The organism is Pseudomonas sp. GW822-FHT04H02, assembly GCF_058800645.1.
This window is the reverse complement of the sequence record NZ_JBXAMM010000001.1, coordinates 781,387-799,336: the sequence shown is the minus strand read 5'-3', so window position 1 is coordinate 799,336 and position 17,950 is coordinate 781,387. Positions and strand designations below refer to the sequence as shown.

Genomic DNA, 17,950 nt, shown 5'->3' with positions numbered 1-17,950 from the left:
CGAACACCACGAACCACCTGCTGCGACAAAAACAACAAGCTCAGGAGAACTTTCATGGACACGCTCAAACTCGCCACCCGCCGCTGGTGGTACATCATGCCCATCGTCTTCATCACCTACAGCCTGGCCTACCTGGACCGCGCCAACTACGGTTTCGCCGCGGCCTCGGGCATGGCCGACGACCTGCAGATCACCCCCGGCCTGTCCTCGCTGCTGGGGGCGCTGTTCTTCCTCGGCTATTTCTTCTTCCAGGTGCCCGGGGCGATCTACGCGCAAAAGCGCAGCGTGAAGAAGCTGATCTTCGTCAGCCTGATCCTCTGGGGCGGCCTGGCCACCCTCACCGGGATAGTCGCCAACGCCTACATGCTGATCGGCATCCGCTTCCTGCTGGGGGTGGTAGAGGCCGCGGTGATGCCGGCGATGCTGGTGTACCTGTGCCACTGGTTCACCCGCGCCGAACGCTCCCGGGCCAACACCTTCCTGATCCTCGGCAACCCGGTGACCATGCTCTGGATGTCGGTGGTCTCCGGCTACCTGGTGCAGCACTTCAGCTGGCGCTGGATGTTCATCATCGAAGGCCTGCCGGCGGTGATCTGGGCCTTTATCTGGTGGCGCCTGGCCGATGACCGGCCCAGCCAGGCGCAGTGGCTGAGCCAGGACGAAAAACGCGACCTGGAAAGCGCCCTGGCCGCCGAACAGCAAGGGATCAAGGCGGTGAAGAACTACGCCGAGGCGTTCCGCTCGCCCAGGGTGATCATCCTCGCCCTGCAGTTCTTCTGCTGGAGCATCGGGGTCTACGGCTTTGTCCTGTGGCTGCCGTCGATCCTCAAGCACGGCGCGCAGATGGACATGGTGGAAGCCGGCTGGCTCTCGGCCCTGCCTTACCTGGCGGCGGTGATCGCCATGCTGGCGGTGTCCTGGGGCTCGGACCGCACCCAGAAGCGCAAGCGCTTCGTCTGGCCGCCGCTGCTGGTGGCGGCCATCGCTTTCTACGGTTCCTACCTGCTGGGGGCCGAGCACTTCTGGTGGTCCTACAGCCTGCTGGTGATCGCCGGGGCCTGCATGTACGCGCCCTACGGGCCGTTCTTCGCCATCGTCCCGGAGATCCTTCCGGCCAACGTCGCCGGTGGCGCCATGGCCCTGATCAACAGCATGGGCGCCCTGGGCTCTTTCGGCGGCTCCTACCTGGTGGGCTACCTGAACAGCGCCACCGGCTCCCCCGGCGCCTCCTACCTGCTGATGAGCGGCGCGCTGCTGCTCTCGGTACTGCTGACCCTGTTGCTCAAACCCGGTGCCGACCAGCCGCAGGCCAAGGCCCTGCCCCTGCGCCGGCGCCTGGCCCACCCTTGAAACGGTCTAGAGAACCCCATGAAAAAACACCTGGTGCTGTACAAGAAACTCTCCCCAACGCTGATGGCGCGCCTGCAGGAGCAGGCGCAGGTGACCCTGATCGAAACCCTCGACGCGGCGGGGCTGAATGCCCTGCGCCAGGCGCTGCCGAGCGCCGACGGGCTGCTGGGTGCCAGCCTGCGCCTGGACGCCGAACTGCTGGACCTGGCGCCCCGGTTGCGGGCGGTGGCCAGCGTTTCGGTGGGGGTCGACAACTATGACATCGACTACCTGACCCAGCGCCGCATCCTGCTCAGCAACACCCCCGACGTGCTCACCGAGACCACCGCCGACACCGGCTTCGCGCTGATCCTGGCGACCGCCCGGCGGGTGGTGGAACTGGCCAACCTGGTGCGCGCCGGGCAATGGCAGCGCAACATCGGGCCGGCGCACTTTGGCACGGATGTCCACGGCAAGACCCTGGGCATCATCGGCATGGGGCGCATCGGCGAAGCCCTGGCCCAGCGCGGGCATTTCGGCTTCGGCATGCCGCTGATCTACCACAGCACCCGGCCCAAGCCCGCGGTGGAGCAACGCTTCAATGCCCAGTACCGGAGCCTGGAGCAACTGCTTGAGGAAGCCGACTTCATCTGCCTGACCCTGCCCCTGACCGAACGCACCCAGGGCCTGATCGGCGCCCGGGAGTTCGCCCTGATGCGCCCCGAAAGCATCTTCATCAATATTTCCCGGGGCAAGGTGGTGGATGAAGCGGCGCTGATAGAAGCCCTGCAACAACGGCGGATTCGCGGCGCCGGGCTGGACGTCTTCGAACGCGAGCCGCTGGACCACGACTCCCCGCTGCTGCAACTGCCCAACGTCGTGGCCACCCCGCACATCGGCTCGGCCACCCACGAAACCCGCGAAGCCATGGCCCGCTGCGCGGTGGACAACCTGCTGGCGGCCCTGGCCGGCCAGCGCCCGCCGAACCTGGTCAACCCCGCGGCGTGGACCGGCCCGCGCCCCTAACGGCCAGCCTGCGCAGCGCCCCCGAAGAACTCCCTATCGCCGGGAATGCTCGTGTAGGAGCTGGCTTGCCAGCGAAGGCGGCCGCAAGAGCAGCGCAAGGCTCAAGGGCCTGTTCGCCGGCAAGCCGGCTCCTACGGAGGAAGACGTATCGCCGCGGACGCTCGTGTAGGAGCTGGCTTGCCAGCGAAGGCGGCCGCAAGAGCAGCACACGGCTCAAGGGCCTGTTCGCCGGCAAGCCGGCTCCTACGGAGGCAGACGTATCGCCGCGGACGCTCGTGTAGGAGCTGGCTTGCCAGCGAAGGCGGCAAGAACAGCGCAAGGCTCAAGGCCCTGTTCGCCGGCAAGCCGGCCCCTACGGAGGAAGGCGTATCGGCGGTGGGGATTTCAGACCGGCAAGGGGTACAGGGCTTCGTCGAACTGGTCCAGGCGCGGGAAGACCAGGGGCTGGTCGTCCGCCAGGTGCTGCAGGCGCTGGCGGTAGCTGTGCAGGAAAGCTTCACGAGCCTCCTGGCTGATGTAGGGCACGTGCCAGGCCACGAAGGGTTCCAGCACGTCATAGCCGACATAGGCCAAAGTGCCGCGCAGCAGCGGGCGCAGCATGTCCTGCAGCGGGCCGTGAATCGCGCCTTCGCCGAACATGTGCTCGCGCCCGCCCAGGGTCAGGGTCACCAGGGCTTTCTTGCCCGCCAGCCCGCCCTGGTCATAGAACCGCTTGCCGCCATAACACACCCCCGACACCAGCACCCGGTCGATCCAGCCCTTGAGCATGGCCGGCACCGAGAACCAGAACACCGGGAAGTTGAGGATCAAGAGGTCGGCCCACAGCAGCTTGTCCAGCTCGGCCTGGATATCCGCGGCAATGCTCTGGTTCTTCACCCCCAGGCGCTGTTCCAGGGCATACACCAGGTAGTCCGGATTGTCCCGGGAGGCAAAATCCGCGGCGCTGGCCACCGGGTTCCAGTTCATCGCGTACAGGTCGCTGACCTGTACCTGGTGCCCCTGGGCCTCCAGGGTGCTGCGGGCCTGGTCACGCAAGGCGGCGGTGAAGGACTGCGGTTCGGGGTGGGCGTGGACGATCAACACATTCATGAAGCTTCCTCAGACAGGTTGCACAGTAACAGGGGCATCGCGTTCGGCCAGGCACTGCCGGGCGCACAAGGCGATGCGCCGGCAGGCTTCGCGCAGGTCATCCGCTTGCAGCACCAGCCCCAGGCGGATATGCCCGGCGGCGCTGGGGCCGAAGGCTTCGCCAGCCAGCACCGAGACGCCCTGCTCATCCAGCAGGCGCTCGCTGAAGGCCTGGGCGCTGAGCCCGGTGGCGCGGATATCGACCATGACGAACATGCCGCCATCGGGTTTCAACGGCCGGGCACCGGGGCAATCGGCCAGGCAGTCGCACACCAGGTCCCGCCGCTGGCGATAGGCCTGGGCCATGTCCCGCAGCTGCGGCAAGGGCTGTTCCAGGGCCACCACGGCGGCGTCCTGGATGAATTCCGGTGAGCCGTAGAGCATGCAGAGGGCGAGGTTTTCCAGGTGCGCGGCCAGGGCCGTCGGCGCCACCACCCAGCCCAGGCGCCAGCCGGTCATGGCATGGGACTTGGAGAGGCTGTTGAGGGTTGCGGTGCGCTCGGCCATGCCCGGCAGGCTGGCCGGGCTGACATGCTCGCCCTCGTACAGCAGTTCGCTGTAGACCTCGTCGCAGATCAGCCACAGGTCATGTTCGATGCACAACGCCGCCAGGGCCTCCCAGGTGGCCCGGGGAATGCTCGCGCCAGTGGGGTTGTGCGGGCTGTTGAGCACCAGGGCCCGGGTCTTGCCGGTGATGCGCGCGGCCACCGCCTCGGGCTGTACCCGAAAGCCGTCCTCGGCCCGCACCGGCAGCGGCACCACCCGGGCATTGCAGGCACCGAACACTGCTTCATAGGTGACGTACATCGGCTCGGCCACTATCACTTCGTCACCCGGGTCCAGCAGGCACTGGGCCACGCTGTAGAGGGCGCACTGGGCACCGGCCAGCACCACCACTTGCTCGGCATCCACCACTTGCCCGCTGCGCTGCTGATGGCGGCGGGCGATGGCCTCGCGCAAGGCGCGCTTGCCGCGCACATCGGCGTAATGGGTGTGGCCGGCCTGCAGGCTGTCGATGGCCGCCTGGACGATGGGCTGGGGGGTGTCGAAATCCGGGTCGCCCACCGACAGCAACCAGACTTCCTCGCCACGTTCGCGCTTGGCCAGGGCCCGGTAATGAATGTCCCAGGCGGCGGCGCCGTCTCCGGCAATACGTTGGGTCAGTCGAGAAAAGCGCATGCACAAGCTCCAGGAAAAAGGGATGGTCAGCGCGCGCAGGCGTGCTTGAGTTCGATCAGGGTCACGCCGTTGCGGGCAAAGCCCTCGCGCAGCTCCTGTTGCAGCTCATCGAGGCTGGCGGGCTGGCTGACGCTGCAACCAAAGGCCCGGGCCAGGGCGGCAAAATCCGGATTGCGCGGCAGCACGCCAATGGGCTCGATGTTCAGATCCAGCATGTCATCGCGGATCTGCCCCAGGGCATCGTTGTTCCACAGCAGCACCACCAGCGGGCTGCGCAGTTCCTCCACCGCCGTGGCCAACTCCTGCACGGTGTAGAGAAAACCACCGTCGCCCACCAGCACCAGCCCGGGACGCTCGGGGGCACCGAGCTTGGCGCCGATGCCCGCCGGCAAGCCGTAGCCGAGGGTGCCGTAGCCGGTGGGGTGCAGCCAACTGCGGGTGGCCCGGGTCGGGTACAGGTAGTTGCCGCTGTAGGCCAGCTGAGTCATGTCGCTGGCGATAAAGCCGTGCTCCGGCAACTCCGCGGCAATGCGCTGCAGGATAGAGCGGTGAATCTGCTGCAAGGGCCCCTGCCCGTTCTGCACCGCCTGGCGCAGATCGGCCACCGCATGAATCGCCGCCCCCGCTTCGGCCGGTGTGGGTGGCAAGGCCTGGAGCAAGGCGTCCAGGGTGGCCCGGGCATCGCCGTGCAAGGCCACCGAGCACGGGTAGAAGTCATTGAACTTGCGCGGGTCGATATCCAGGCGCAGCAGCTCGCCGTTCAGCGGCAGGCGCTCGCGCCAGTAGTCGGTGTCGGCCATCTCGGTGCCCACCGCCAGCACCACATCGGCCTGACTGATCAGCTGCCAGCCGGGCTCCACGCACAAGGTCGCCCCGGCGTTCAGCGGCGCTTCATCCGGCAGCAGGCCCTTGCCGGCGACGCTGCTGAAGAACACCGCCCCCAGGCGCGTGCTCAGGGCCCGCAGTTGCTCGGCGGCGTGCAACGCGCCGCCGCCGGCAATGATCATCGGCCGCTTGGCGCGGCGCAGTGTGTCCGCCGCCTGCCGGATATCCGCCGCCGCGGCCGGGCCACGCCCGGGGCGGCGCACCACCTCGCCGGTCCAGTCCCGGGCGACCTTGGCCGCCAGCACATCCAGGGGCACGCTGATGTGCACCGGGCGCGGGCGCTCGCTGTCGAACACGGCAAAGGCCCGGGCGATCAGCTCCGGCAAATCTTCCGGGCTCAGGGCCAGGGCCGAAAAGGTGGTGATAGGCGCGGTAATCGCCCGCTGGTCCTGGGTTTCGTGCAGCGAGCCGCAGCCCTTGCCCAGGCTGGCGCTGTGGTTGACGCTGGAAATCACCAGCAGCGGGATCGAGTCGGCATAGGCCTGGCCAATCGGCGTGGCGACGTTGGTCACCCCCGGGCCGCTGATGACGAAACACACCCCGGGCTTGCCACTGACCCGGGCGTAACCGTCGGCCATGAAGCCCGCGCCCTGCTCGTGGCGGGTCAGCACATGGCGGATGCCGCTGCCGGGCAGCCCGCGGTACAGCTCCAGGGTGTGCACCCCGGGAATGCCGAACACCGTGTCGACGCCGTAGCCGGCCAGCAGCCGCACCAGGGCCTGGCCACCGGTCAAGGTCTGATCGTGCATGTCTCTCTCCTCAAGCCTGGCCAAGGCGAATCAACGCATCGACCGCGACGGTGCCCTGGGCACCGACCAACAATGGGTTCACATCCAGTTCCAGCAGTTGCCCGGCATGTTCGCAGGCGTAGTCCGCCACCGCGCCGATGGCCGCCACCAGGGCCTCAAGATCGGCCTCGGGGCGCCCGCGAAAGCCTTGCAGCAAGGTAGCGCTGCGCAGGCTCAGCAAGGCCTGGCGGATCGCCCCTTCGGTGGTGGGCAGCAGCAGGCTGCGGCTGTCCTTGAGCAGTTCCACCAGCACCCCGCCGGCGCCGATCACCAGGGCCAGGCCGAAGTCGTTCTCACGCTTGATGCCGACAATCAGCTCCGCCAGGGGCGCCGCGGCCATGGGCTCCAGCAGGATCTGTTCAAAGGCCAGCCCCGGCGCATGCTCGGCAATCCGCGTGCGCATCAGCCGCAATGCGGCGCTCAGGGCTTCAGGGTCCTTGAGATTGAGGGCCACCGCCCCGGCCTCGGTCTTGTGCGGCAGCTCGGCGCTCACCGCCTTGAGCACCAGCGGGTAGCCAATGCCCGCCGCCGCGCTCAGGGCCTGCCCGGGGGTGGTCAACACGCCGTCCGGGGTACAAAGGCCAAAGGCGCGCAAGGCCTGCTTGGACTGCCACTCGTCCAGCAGCACAGCGCTACCGTCCAGAGCCTGCGGGCACAGCGGCACCAGGGCCGACTCCCCCAGGGCCAGCAACACCGGGCGCCGCTGTTGATAGGCGACGATCCGGCCCCAGGCCGCCAGGCCGTCCTCCACCCCTTGCAAGGCGGGAATGCCGTGGCCGTGCAAACGCTCGCGGGCACTGGCCGGCAGCAGCTCGGGAAAGGCCGAAGTGACAAAACCGCGCTTGCCGTGGCGCTGCAACGCGGCGCAGAACAGCTCCAGCAGCAGGTCGCATTCCTTGCGCTCGCCGGTAAACTCGGCCGGGTAATCCAGCACCAGCATGGCGCTGTCGGCCTCGGTACGCAGCGCCGTGTCGAGCATGGCTTGCAGGGCCTGGGCATCGCCCCAGATGGCGGTGGTGAAATCCAGCGGGTTCACCAGGTTGGCGTAGCCCGGCAGCACCTGGGCCAGCTCGGCGCATTGCCCGGCATCCAGCTTGGGCAACTGCAGGCCGTTGCGCTCGGCGTAGTCGGCGATCAGCCCGGCATCGCCCCCGGAACAGGCCAGGGCCATCAGCTGCGGGCCAGCTGGCAACTGCCCGCAGGAGACGGCCTTCAAGGTTTCGACAAAACTCACCGGGCCGCTGACCCGGATCACCCCCAGGCGCTGGAACAGCGCGTCGTACAGCGCGTCCGATCCCGACAGCGAACTGGTGTGACTCAAGGCCAGCTCGGCACCGATCTGCGACACCCCGGTCTTCAGGGCGATGATGGGTATGCCCTTCTCCAGGGCTTTATGCGCCGCCCGGGCAAACCCCGGCACGTTCTTCAGGCCTTCCAGGTGCAGGCCGATGGCGGTCACCCGTGGTTCGTCCAGCAGCACGTCCATCAATTCGGCAATGCCCAGCTGCGCCTGATTGCCCACCGACGCCATGTAGGCCACCGGTAGCGAGCGATCGCTCATGGACAGGTTGTAGGCAAAGTTGCCGCTCTGGGTCAGCACCGCCACACCGCGTTCCACGGGTTGACCGCCATGGGCCACCGGCCACAGCGCGGCGCTGTGCAGGTAGTCCAGCAGGCCGTAGCAGTTGGGGCCCAGCAGCGCCATGTCGCCGGCGGCCTGGAGCAGTTGCTGTTGCAGGGCCTGGCCCTGGGCGCCGGTTTCGGCAAAGCCCGAGGCGTAACAGATCGCCCCACCCGCGCCCTTGGCCGCCAGCGCCGCGACGCAGGTCAGGGTCAGCTCGCGGTTGGTGGCGACGAACACCGCGTCCGGGCCACAGGGCAGCTGTTCGATGCTGGCCACGCAGGGCACGCCATCAAGCTCGGCATGCTGCGGGTTGACCAGCCACATGGGCCCGGCAAAACCGCCTTCGGCGCAGCGCTTGAGGGCCCGGGCCATGCTGCGCCCGCCGACGAAGGCCAGGTGCCGCGGGGCCAGCAGGCGCTTGAGATTGTCACGCAAAGTCTGGGACATGACGGCAATTCTCCAGGGCGCTCAGCGCATCAGCGGCCGCAGCAGTTCACGGGAAATGATGTGGCGCTGGATCTCCGAGGTGCCTTCCCAGATCCGCTCGATCCGCGCGTTGCGCCAGATGCGCTCCACCGGGCCTTCGTCCATCAGGCCCATGCCGCCGTAGATCTGCACCGCCTCGTCGGCCACCCGGCCCAGCACTTCACTGGCGAACAGCTTGGCCATGCCGGCCTCGCCATCGGTCATGCTGCCCTGGTCCATCTTCCAGGCGGTGTGCAGGGTCAACAGCTCGGCGGCGCGGATCTGCGTGGCCATGTCCGCCAGCTTGAACGACACCCCCTGGTAGCTGCCGATGGCCTGGCCGAACTGCTTGCGATCCGCCGCCCATTGCAGGGAGGCATCCAGGGCGCGCTGGGCCTGCCCCACGCAGTTGGCGGCGACCATCACTCGCCCGGCGGTGAGCCAGGCGTTGGCCACTTCCCAACCCTTGCCCACCTCCCCCAGCACCTTGCTGGCCGGTACCCGGCAGTCGTCGAAGAACATCTCGAAGGTGTGGTAGCCGCGGTTGCTCACGCACTTGGGGCCACGGCGGATGGTCAGGCCCGGGGTGTCGCGGTCCACCAGGAACGAAGTCACCGCGTTGCGCTGACGGCCGTTGTGCTCATAGGTGCCGGTGACCGCAAAGACAATGGCGAAATCCGCATGCCCGGCGTGGCTGATGAAGTGCTTGCTGCCGTTGAGCACGAAGTCACCGCCGTCGCGCACGGCGCGGGTCTTGATCGCATTGGCGTCGGAGCCGGCCCCGGGTTCGGTCAGGGCGAAGCAGTCGACCTTGCGCCCCTGCACACAGGGCAGCAGGTAGTCGCCGATCTGCGAGCCGGTGCAGGCCATGAGGATTTTCGACGGCCGGGCAACGAACACATGCAGGGCCCAGGAACACTTGGCCAGCTCGCGCTCGATCAGCGCCTGGGACAGGTAGTCCAGGCCGCCGCCGCCCACTTCTTCCGGCATGTTGAAGGCATAGAAGCCAGCGGCAATGGCTTTGCTGCGGATTTCCCCGGCGAGGTCGGCGCTGACCTCATCGGCGCGGTCCACCGCGTCCTCGTGGGGCAGCAACTCCTTGCTGACAAAACTGCGAACCGCGTCCACCAACATTTCTTGTTCTTGGCTGAGTTGGAAATTCATGGCGCTACCTGTGAGTGATTGACGGTGCAAAAAAACCAGTGATCTGGCAGGACGATCTGGCGAAAAACACCTTCCCGTAGGAGCCAGCTTGCTGGCGAACAGGCCCTTGAATAAGGCGCTGTTCTTGCGGGCGCCTTCGCCGGCAAGCCGGCTCCTACAAAATGGGCGCATGGCCCAGGGGCCCTTTCGCCGGCAAGCGGAACGCCGCCCGACCGCCCCTACAACCCTTGGAAACGTGGCGGGCGTTTTTCGCTGACGGCACGCAGGGCTTCGGCGCCGTCGGCGCTGCGCCCGCAGAGCAGGCCGGCGGCCAGTTCGGCGGCCAGTTGCTGCGCCAGGCTGCGGTCGGCGCCCTGGCGGATCAGCTTCTTGGTCTGGGCAAAGGCGAAGGTCGGGCCCGTGGCCAGGCGCGCCGCCAGCTCGCTGACGCTGCCGATCAGTTGCTCGTCGGCGCACACCTCGCCGACCAAACCGGCGGCCAGGGCGCGTTCGGCGCTCCACAGCTCATCGAGGAACAGCAGGCGCTTGGCCTGTTCGCTGCCGATCAAGCGCGGCAGGTGCCAGCTGGCCCCGGCGTCCGGCGAGTAGGCCATGCTGGTGTAGCCGGCCTTGAAGCGCGCCGACTGCCCGGCCACCCGCAGGTCGCAGCACAGCGCCAGGTCCATGCCACCGCCCACCGCCGTGCCGTTGATGGCGGCGATGGTGGGTTTGTCCAGGCTGTGCAGGCAGGTCATCAAGGCGTGGGCGGTTTCGGTCCAGCCGTAGCTTTCCAGGGCGCCCCGGGCCTCGGCTTCGGCCCATTCCGCCAGATCGGCCCCGGCGCAGAAACTGCGGCCGCTGCCGGTCAGCACCAGCACCCGTACCGCCGGGTCACTGTTGCAGTGCTCCAGCAAGGCATGCAGTTGCTTGAGGGTGGGGATGTCCAGAGCATTGCGTTGCTCCGGGCGATTGAGGGTGATCCAGGCTACGCCGGCTTCGACCCGGCTGAGCAGCGACGATGAAGGGGTCATGTGCGTCCTCGAATTATTGTGGTTGGCGTGAGGGAGGTGACGTGAGCGCCATACTAAACGAGTGTTCAACAAGGCGGCAATTGGTGGGGTTTGGGGGGCTTTTTGGTCGATTTTTGGAGATATCCCTTTGTTTTTATTAGGTAAACATCTGGGTTCTGGGGGTGTGGTGTGTGGGGGTTGTTACAACTTCGAACAAGCCTCGACAAAAGGGGGATTGGGGGAGGTTTTTGTGGTGTGGGCGCTTGTGCCCGCTCGGGTGGGCAGTGGTCGTAGATTCTGAGTGTGTGTACATATCCGTTGCTGCGGGTGTGGCGGCTTATGGTTTCGCTCTTACAGCGAGTCACTTTGGAAAGAGCCCAAAGTAACCAAAGGCTATTGCCCCTCCACTCGGTGCCTCGCCTAGGCTCGGCATGCCCTCACTCCGGCATTGATCCGTGGGCCGCCGCCACCGGTCATCCCTGGCCGGGTGGCGGCTAACCCGGCATCCCTGCCGGGTTAGCCACGGATCAATGCCTGCGTTCGGCCATCGTGGTTAACGGGGCGCTCAGATCAAGATCAAAATCAAGAGCGCGACGGCGGCCTACCGGCCGGCCTGAAGCTGAAGCGGTGTGTATCGCCCCCCGTGTAGGAGCTGGCTTGCCAGCGAAGGCGTCCGCCCAGACGCTGCATGACTTACGGACCTCTTCGCCGGCAAGCCGGCTCCTACGAAAAGCGCGTAAAACGCGCTTGGCTTTTGATCTTGCTCTTGATCTTCAAGCCCCTTCCCAGCCGGCCGAGCGTAGGCGTTGCGTAGGGGGCAGCTCGGCAGGGATGCCGAGCTAGCCGCCACCCGGCCATGGATGGCCGGTTGGCGGCGGCCCCCGGAGCAATGCCGGAGTGAGGGAACCCCGAGCCCCAGCGAGGGGCCCATGGAGGGGCAAGCGTTTTTGGTTCCTTTTTAGGCGTTTGTAAAAAGGGACTCGCCGTAAGGGCGAAACCATAAGTGGCCGCACCCGCAGAAATGGATATGTACCCCCTCTAGCCGCAAAGGCAGCAAAGTCAGCGAAGGCGTCCGCCCAGGCGCTGCATGTCTCCCGGGCCCCTTCGCCGGCAAGCCGGCTCCTACACGGCGGCTGCAGGTTGCAGTTGGCGTTTGCGCTGCATCAGGTAGTAGGCGCCGTAGCACAGAGCGATAAAGCCCGAGCCCCAGTACAGCGACGGACGCTGGGTTTCATCCAGGGCCAGGAACACGAACAGCGAACTGCACAGGACGATGCACAGCAGCGGCACCAGGGGGAACCAGGGCGCGCGGTACTTGAGCTGCTCCAGTTGCCCGCCTTCGCGCAGGAACTGGCGACGGAAGCGGTACTGGGCCAGGGCGATGACGATCCAGGTCACAGTGCCGGCCATGCCACTCACCGCCATCAGCACCATGAACAGGGTGTCGGCAGCGATAAAGCTGGTCATCAGCGAGATCAGGGCAAAGCACAGGGTGATGAACAGGGCGCGCAGGGGGACGCCTTGTTTGCTCAGTGGCGACAGGGCCTTGGGCGCCATGCCGGATTTGGACATGGCCCAGAGGATGCGCGTGGAGGCATACAAACCGGAGTTGCCCACCGAGAGGATCGCCGTGAGGATCACGAAGTTCATCAGGTCGGCGGCGTAGGGAATGCCCACCATGTCGAACACCTGGACGAAGGGGCTTTCCACCAGCCCGGCCTGCTGCCAGGGAATGATCGCCGCCAGCACCATCACCGCCAGCACGTAGAAGATCAGCACGCGAAACACCACGTTGCGTACGGCGCGCGGAATGCTTTTTTCCGGCTGGTCGGTTTCACCGGCGGCCACGCCCATGATCTCGCAGCCCTGGAAGGCGTAGACCACGGTCATCATCACCGCGAACACCGCCGGCAGGCCGTTGGGGAACAGGGAGTCGCCCTTGAGGTTGTCGAACATCGGCGCCGGGGCGCCGCTGGGCAGGTCGATGACGCCGAAGATCACCAGCGCGCCCACCACGATAAAGCTCAGGATCGCCAGCACCTTGACCCCGGCGAACCAGTATTCGGCCTCGCCAAAGGCCCGGGTGGCCAGGGCGTTGATGCCGAACAGCAAGGCCACGAACAGCGCCGACCAGTACCAGATCGGCACCCCGGGAAACCAGCGCTGCATCAGCATGCCGGCGGCGGTGAACTCCAGGCCCACGGTGGTGGCCCAGCTCATCCAGTAGACCCAGCCGATCATGAAGCCGGTGGCCGGGCCGATGTACTTGGTGGCGTGGGCCTGGAACGAGCCGGACACCGGCATCTGCACCGACAGCTCGCCCAGGCAGACCATTACCAGGTACATCAGGAAGCCGGCCACCAGGTAGGAGAGGATCGCCCCCCAGGGCCCGCCCTGGTTGATGGTGACCCCGGAGCCCATGAACAGCCCGGTGCCGATCACGCCGCCCAGGGACAGCATGAAAATGTGCCGGCTCTTCAGCGAGCGCGTCAGTTGGATGCCTTTGCGTTCAGTACTGGTCGTCATGGTGCACCTCAGCAGTCGGTGAGGCGCAGGGCGCGGGGCGATGGGACGGGACGTGGGGCACAAGCAGCTTGCAGGCAGTTCATTATTATTATCTCCAATAAGCTTCGAAGGCCGCGGCGGGCGCGGCTCAAGCGATTATTGGAAAGCCATGTAAGTTCGGGTTGAAGCAAAAGATCGAAGATGTAAAAAGTCGTAAGGATTTTGTACGTCAGGCCGCCAGCAAGCGCTGCAGCAAGGCCCGAGACTCTTGCCAGGGCCGCTGCAGCCTCGCCGCCAGGGGCGCCAGAGCCGGGCGATCCGCCTGCTGCGCTGCCTCCTCCAACTCCCGCAGCACCCGGGCCAGCGCGCAAAACCCCAGGGAGTCGGCACTGCCCGCCAGCCGATGGGCCAGGTGCAGGACCTCGGTGCAGTCTTCGGCGGCCAGGGCGTCGGCCAACAGTGGTTGTTGCTGATCCAGGGCATCGGCCAGGATCTGGAGCAGGTCCTGCAACTTCTGCTCGCCCAACAGACTGCGATGAGTGTCCAGCAAGCCCTGGTCGAGCAAGCCTTGCGGGGCCTGCAACGGCGGTGGCTGCAGTTGCCCGGCCAGCGCCTGACGCAGGCTGGCCAACTGCAACGGCTTGCCGAGAATGCCTTGCATCCCGGCCTGCAGATAACTGCGCACCACAGACGGCTGGACGCTGGCGGTCAGGGCGAAGATCCGCACCTGCCGATTGGGCCCGGGACGGCGGCGGATGTCCCGGCACAACTCGACCCCGCTGATGCCAGGCAGGTGCACATCCAGCAGCAACAGGTCGAAGGCTTGCTGCCGGCACAGGGCCAGGGCCGTTTCACCGTCTTGCGCCAGCCACACCTGATGGCCGTCACGCTCAAGCAGGCCGCTGGCCACTTCGCGGTTGAGGGCCACGTCTTCGACCACCAGGATCTTCAAACCCTGCGCCGGCACCTGAAGCTGTGGCGACGGCAAAGGCTCTTGACCCACCCCCAGCACCAGCTCGAACCAGAAACAACTGCCCTGCCCCAGCTCGCTGTCGACGCCGATGCGTCCGTCCAGTTGCTGCAGTAGGTGCTTGCAGATGGCCAATCCCAGGCCAGTGCCGCCATAGCGGCGGCTGACTTCATCACTGGCCTGGACGAAACGCTCGAAGATCTTTTCGCGCATCGACGCGGCAATGCCGATGCCGTTGTCGCGCACGCAGCAGCGCAGGCGCTGGCCCTCGGCGGCGCTGTGCAGCACCTGCACCTCGACCCGCACCCAGCCGTCTTCGGTAAAACGAATGGCGTTGGCCAGCAGGTTGCTCAGCACTTGGCGCAGGTACTGCTCGGCGCCCTGCTGGCGTGGTGCCAGTTGTTCGTCGATGTGCAATTCCAGGCGGGTGCGGTTGGCCTCGGCCCGGGGCTGCAACAAGGTGGTGACTTCTTCCAGCAACTGACGCAGGGAGAAGTCCCGCACTTCCGGGCGGCTTTCGCCCTCCTCCAACCGGGCAAAGGACAGCACTTCGTTGAGGATGCTCAGTAGGCCCTCCCCGGCTTGATGCAAGGCCTGCAAGCGCTGGCGATCCTGGCTGCCCAGGGGCGCCGAACGCAGCAGTTCGGCCATGCCGAGGATGCCGTTCAAGGGGGTGCGCAGTTCATGGCTCATGGTCGCCAGAAAGCGCGACTTGGCGAGGTTCGCGGCTTCGGCCTCGTCCTTGGCGTGCATCAGGCTGGCGGTGCGGCGCTGGACCATTTTCTGCAGTTCGTCGCGCTTGTCCTGCAAGGCCAATCGGTCGGCTTCGCGGCGCTGCACATCGTCGAGCACCGCCCGGCGCATGTCGTCCAGGGCCCGGGCCACGGTGTCGATCTCGTCGCCGCCGAGGCGCTGGCGCTTGTCCAGGTGCAGGGGCTCGTGCAGCTCGCCGGCCGCCACGCGCCGGGCAAAATCGGCCATCACTTGCAGGTGCCGGGTCACCAACCGGTAGAACAGCCCGGACAAGGCCACCGCCAAGCCGCAGAGAAACACGCTCATCCACAACAGGCTGGCCAGCCCGGTGGCGTACAGGCGCCGGTACACCGCCCCCAGATCGGTGCTGACCTGCAACTCGCCGAGCTGGCGCAGCGGCCCGGACGGCGGCTGGTAGCTCAGGGGGAAACGCTCGACCCGCAACGGCCCGATCAGCTCGGCGCTGCCCTGCTGCAAATCGAAATCGTTGCTGATCAGGTGCACCCGGGCCACATCGGAAAAGTCCACCAGCCCCTGCAACTGCACGGTCAGCTGCTCCTGGTTGAGGTCCCACAGGTTGCGTTCCAGGCTGCCCAGGTAACCGGCGCGGATCAGCTCCATGCGGCTGTCGATGTCGCGCATTTCCCGGCGGTATTCGAAGTACAGCTGCACGCTGCTGGCGAGCACGGTGAAGCACAGGCTGAACAGCAGGATAAACAGCAACAGGCGGCGCAACAGGCCGCTGGGCCGCAGCGCAATCATGGCCGGCCCTCCACCTGGGCCTTGAGCATGGCGCGGTAGCCGTCCTGGCTTTGCGCCAGCCAGCGCTGGATCGCCCCGCTGTCCACCTGGCGCTGCAACTGGGTGTCGATCTCGGCCATGCGCGGCGCCAGGGGCGAATGGCGCGACACCGCCAGGCGCAGGTAGTCGACGCTCACCGCCTGGGGCAAGGCGATGATGTCCTGGGCCCCCGGCAACTGCTCGATAAACAGCTGCCCGGTGCGGCGTTCATGGGGGATGAAATCGATGCGCTGGCGGATCAGCTTGCCGAAGTTCTGCTGGCTGCTGGAGACCCATTCGATATTGCCGTGCTGCACCACTTCGCGGTCGAAATCCTGGCCGTAGCTCTCGCCGAACAGCAGGCCGCCGCGGTAGGCCCGCAAGTCCTGCAAGTGCGCAAAACGCGGCAGATGGCGGCGGTTGACGAACAGCGCGACTTCTTCGCGCAGCACCGGCACCCGGGAAAACAACAGGTCCTGCTGGCGCTGGCCGGTGCTGTAGGCCAGCACCACATCCACCCGGCCCGCGGCGGCGTCCAGCAGGCAGCGCTTCCAGTTGCCCAGCACCACCACCTGCACCTGATAGCCCAGGTTCCCCAGCACCTGGCGCACCACCGTCGGTGCCAGGCCACGCACCTGGCTGCCGTCGCTCCAGGAAATCGGTGGGTACACCGGGTAGTCGCAATAACGCAGCACGGGCTGGGGCTGCGGCGCGGGCTCGGCCCAGGTCGCGCCGGCCAGCGGGATCAGGCACAGGCCCAGGCACAGCACCAGCGCGCGACGCAGCAATTCAGGCCGCCACGCTGGCGGTGAACAGGTAACCGGCGCCGTGGATGGTGATGATCAGCTCCGGCTCGGCCGGATCGTCGTGCAGCTTGCGCCGCAAGCGGCCCACCAGCACGTCGATGGAACGGTCGCTGGGCACCCATTCGCGGTTGCGGATCTGGTCCATCAACTGGTCGCGGCTCAGGGTATGGCCGCTGTTGCGCAGGAACACGCTGAGCAATTGGTATTCGCCGTGGGTCAGCAGGGTTTCAGCGCCCCGCGGGTCGATCAGCCGGCGGCGGTCGGTGTCCAGGGCCCAGTCGGCGAACTGCTTGACCGGGCTCGGGCTGTTGGCCGGGGCCTGGGGCGGGCTGGCCTGGCGCACCCGACGGATCAGGTTCTTGGCCCGGGACACCAGCTCGCGCGGATTGAGGGGTTTGATCACGTAGTCGTCGGCGCCGCATTCCAGGCCGACGATCCGGTCGATGTCGTCGTTGCGCCCGGTGATCAGGATGATCCCCACTTCCGAACGCACCCGCAGCTCCCGGGTCAGGGTCAGGCCGTCCTTGCCCGGCAGGCGGATGTCCAGCATCAGCAGGTCCACCGTGTGCTGGCCGAGAAAGCTCTCCGCCTGCTCCGCGGTGGCGGCGCAATGCACGTCGTAGCCTTCCTGAGAGAGATAAGCCTGAAGCAGCTCGCGAATCAGCGGATCGTCGTCGACGATCAATACCCGAGGAGTCATCGCCTGTGTTCCTGATTATTTTTATTAGAGAAACCACCTACAGCGCAGCAGCCTAGCCATTACTGAACAACCGATCAACAGCCCTATGTCGGCACAGCGAAACCTCGCCCGCCGCTGGCCAGCAGCCCCTCGACCCAGGCCTCGCAGATCTGCACGCCCTGCTGCGGGCTGAAGGTCCCCGGGTTGAGCCCGGATTCCAGCCACAGGCCGTCGAGCAAGGCGCTGAGGCTGATGGCCGCCAGATCGGCGTCGAAGCCTTTCCAGCCCTGAAGGCCGGCCAACTGGCCCAGCAGGCCGGCCAGCTCGTTACGGTATTCACCATAGGAATGTTCGTGGGCCAGGTTGATCGCGTCGGCGGTCTTCACCGCGCCCCAGAAGGCCAGCCAGGCATCCAGCAGCCGCGGGTCCAGCAGTTCGGCGCAGAACGAGGCGCGAAAGAACGCCGACAGCCGCTGCCGGGGGTCGGGCGCGGCCTGCTCCATGGCCTCGCGCAGCAGGGTCATGACCCGCCCGGTGATGGCGCGATAGGCCTCGGCCACCAGCTCGTCCTTGCCGGAATAGTGATGGCTGATCAGCCCCACCGAAACCCCGGCCTCGGCGGAGATCTTGCGGATCGACGCGCCCTGGAAACCGTGGAGCTTGAGGCAGGTCAGCGTCGCCTCGATCAGCTCGGCCTTGCGCAGGTCGGGTTCCAGGCGGGAAAAGCGCGCTTCCTGGCTCATGGGGCGGGTTCCTTGGACAGTGGCGGGAAGTTGAAACTGAACGACTGTACAACAGGCCTTCCGTGGCTATCCAGCGTTTGTGTGGCCGCCCAAGCCGCACCGCTTCCTGTGGCCGCTGCCGAAGGCTGCGAACGGTC

13 protein-coding genes are annotated in these 17,950 nt (G+C 66.6%); 2 read left to right on the top strand and 11 right to left on the bottom strand.

Annotation, left to right across the window (positions count from 1 at the left end; all coding sequences use genetic code 11):
• Nucleotides 1-54: 54 nt before the first annotated feature.
• A complete protein-coding gene (locus tag AC1RMG_RS03875) occupies nt 55-1,350 on the top strand; it encodes an MFS transporter (protein WP_053158148.1) in 1,296 nt (431 codons plus the stop codon).
• Between the two features lie 18 nt (nt 1,351-1,368).
• Entirely contained in the window at nt 1,369-2,355 is a 987-nt protein-coding gene (locus AC1RMG_RS03870) for a 2-hydroxyacid dehydrogenase (protein ID WP_015635406.1), read from the top strand.
• A gap of 384 nt (nt 2,356-2,739) precedes the next feature.
• On the opposite strand, the gene AC1RMG_RS03865 is transcribed toward AC1RMG_RS03870, so the two are convergent.
• The 11 genes from AC1RMG_RS03865 to AC1RMG_RS03815 all read right to left on the bottom strand — a co-directional run bounded on the left by AC1RMG_RS03865 (nt 2,740) and on the right by AC1RMG_RS03815 (nt 17,813).
• Nucleotides 2,740-3,444 (bottom strand): NAD(P)H-dependent oxidoreductase, encoded by a 705-nt coding sequence (locus tag AC1RMG_RS03865; RefSeq protein WP_011061010.1) that lies wholly within the window; start codon nt 3,442-3,444, stop codon nt 2,740-2,742.
• A gap of 9 nt (nt 3,445-3,453) precedes the next feature.
• Nucleotides 3,454-4,662 carry a pyridoxal phosphate-dependent aminotransferase gene (locus AC1RMG_RS03860; protein WP_015635405.1) on the bottom strand — a complete coding sequence of 403 codons (1,209 nt, stop codon included), beginning with the start codon at nt 4,660-4,662 and terminating at the stop codon, nt 3,454-3,456.
• 26 nt (nt 4,663-4,688) lie between these two features.
• Nucleotides 4,689-6,296, bottom strand: a complete 1,608-nt coding sequence (locus tag AC1RMG_RS03855; RefSeq protein WP_125063256.1) for a 5-guanidino-2-oxopentanoate decarboxylase — start codon at nt 6,294-6,296, stop codon at nt 4,689-4,691.
• A 10-nt stretch (nt 6,297-6,306) separates the two neighbouring features.
• Nucleotides 6,307-8,406: an acetate--CoA ligase family protein gene (locus tag AC1RMG_RS03850; RefSeq protein ID WP_125063255.1), complete on the bottom strand. Its 2,100-nt coding sequence runs from the start codon at nt 8,404-8,406 to the stop codon at nt 6,307-6,309.
• Between the two features lie 21 nt (nt 8,407-8,427).
• Nucleotides 8,428-9,588 (bottom strand): acyl-CoA dehydrogenase family protein, encoded by a 1,161-nt coding sequence (locus AC1RMG_RS03845; RefSeq protein ID WP_125063254.1) that lies wholly within the window; start codon nt 9,586-9,588, stop codon nt 8,428-8,430.
• 218 nt (nt 9,589-9,806) lie between these two features.
• Complete coding sequence (locus AC1RMG_RS03840) at nt 9,807-10,598, bottom strand: enoyl-CoA hydratase/isomerase family protein (protein ID WP_011061006.1); 792 nt, start codon at nt 10,596-10,598, stop codon at nt 9,807-9,809.
• A 1,101-nt stretch (nt 10,599-11,699) separates the two neighbouring features.
• Complete coding sequence (locus tag AC1RMG_RS03835) at nt 11,700-13,103, bottom strand: amino acid permease (RefSeq protein WP_015635402.1); 1,404 nt, start codon at nt 13,101-13,103, stop codon at nt 11,700-11,702.
• Nucleotides 13,104-13,311: 208 nt separating this feature from the next.
• Nucleotides 13,312-15,567 carry an ATP-binding protein gene (locus AC1RMG_RS03830; RefSeq protein ID WP_493168388.1) on the bottom strand — a complete coding sequence of 752 codons (2,256 nt, stop codon included), beginning with the start codon at nt 15,565-15,567 and terminating at the stop codon, nt 13,312-13,314.
• On the bottom strand, nt 15,564-16,373 hold the full coding sequence (locus tag AC1RMG_RS03825; RefSeq protein WP_493168386.1) for a substrate-binding periplasmic protein: 810 nt from the start codon (nt 16,371-16,373) through the stop codon (nt 15,564-15,566). Before AC1RMG_RS03825 ends, AC1RMG_RS03830 begins: the two co-directional genes overlap by 4 nt.
• A gap of 1 nt (nt 16,374) precedes the next feature.
• Nucleotides 16,375-17,091, bottom strand: coding sequence for a response regulator (locus AC1RMG_RS03820; RefSeq protein WP_011061002.1), 717 nt, complete (start codon nt 17,089-17,091; stop codon nt 16,375-16,377).
• An 83-nt stretch (nt 17,092-17,174) separates the two neighbouring features.
• A complete protein-coding gene (locus AC1RMG_RS03815) occupies nt 17,175-17,813 on the bottom strand; it encodes a TetR family transcriptional regulator C-terminal domain-containing protein (RefSeq protein WP_053158118.1) in 639 nt (212 codons plus the stop codon).
• Between the last annotated feature and the right edge of the window lie 137 nt (nt 17,814-17,950).

Excerpts from the sequence above, each read along its gene's own strand:
- AC1RMG_RS03870 (WP_015635406.1), top strand. The coding sequence starts at position 1,369 with ATGAAAAAACACCTGGTGCTGTACAAGAAACTCTCCCCAACGCTGATG.
- AC1RMG_RS03845 (WP_125063254.1), bottom strand. The coding sequence starts at position 9,588 with ATGAATTTCCAACTCAGCCAAGAACAAGAAATGTTGGTGGACGCGGTT.
- AC1RMG_RS03840 (WP_011061006.1), bottom strand. The coding sequence starts at position 10,598 with ATGACCCCTTCATCGTCGCTGCTCAGCCGGGTCGAAGCCGGCGTAGCC.
- AC1RMG_RS03815 (WP_053158118.1), bottom strand. The coding sequence starts at position 17,813 with ATGAGCCAGGAAGCGCGCTTTTCCCGCCTGGAACCCGACCTGCGCAAG.
- AC1RMG_RS03820 (WP_011061002.1), bottom strand. The coding sequence starts at position 17,091 with ATGACTCCTCGGGTATTGATCGTCGACGACGATCCGCTGATTCGCGAG.
- AC1RMG_RS03830 (WP_493168388.1), bottom strand. The coding sequence starts at position 15,567 with ATGATTGCGCTGCGGCCCAGCGGCCTGTTGCGCCGCCTGTTGCTGTTT.
- AC1RMG_RS03875 (WP_053158148.1), top strand. The coding sequence starts at position 55 with ATGGACACGCTCAAACTCGCCACCCGCCGCTGGTGGTACATCATGCCC.
- AC1RMG_RS03850 (WP_125063255.1), bottom strand. The coding sequence starts at position 8,406 with ATGTCCCAGACTTTGCGTGACAATCTCAAGCGCCTGCTGGCCCCGCGG.
- AC1RMG_RS03865 (WP_011061010.1), bottom strand. The coding sequence starts at position 3,444 with ATGAATGTGTTGATCGTCCACGCCCACCCCGAACCGCAGTCCTTCACC.
- AC1RMG_RS03855 (WP_125063256.1), bottom strand. The coding sequence starts at position 6,296 with ATGCACGATCAGACCTTGACCGGTGGCCAGGCCCTGGTGCGGCTGCTG.
- AC1RMG_RS03835 (WP_015635402.1), bottom strand. The coding sequence starts at position 13,103 with ATGACGACCAGTACTGAACGCAAAGGCATCCAACTGACGCGCTCGCTG.
- AC1RMG_RS03860 (WP_015635405.1), bottom strand. The coding sequence starts at position 4,662 with ATGCGCTTTTCTCGACTGACCCAACGTATTGCCGGAGACGGCGCCGCC.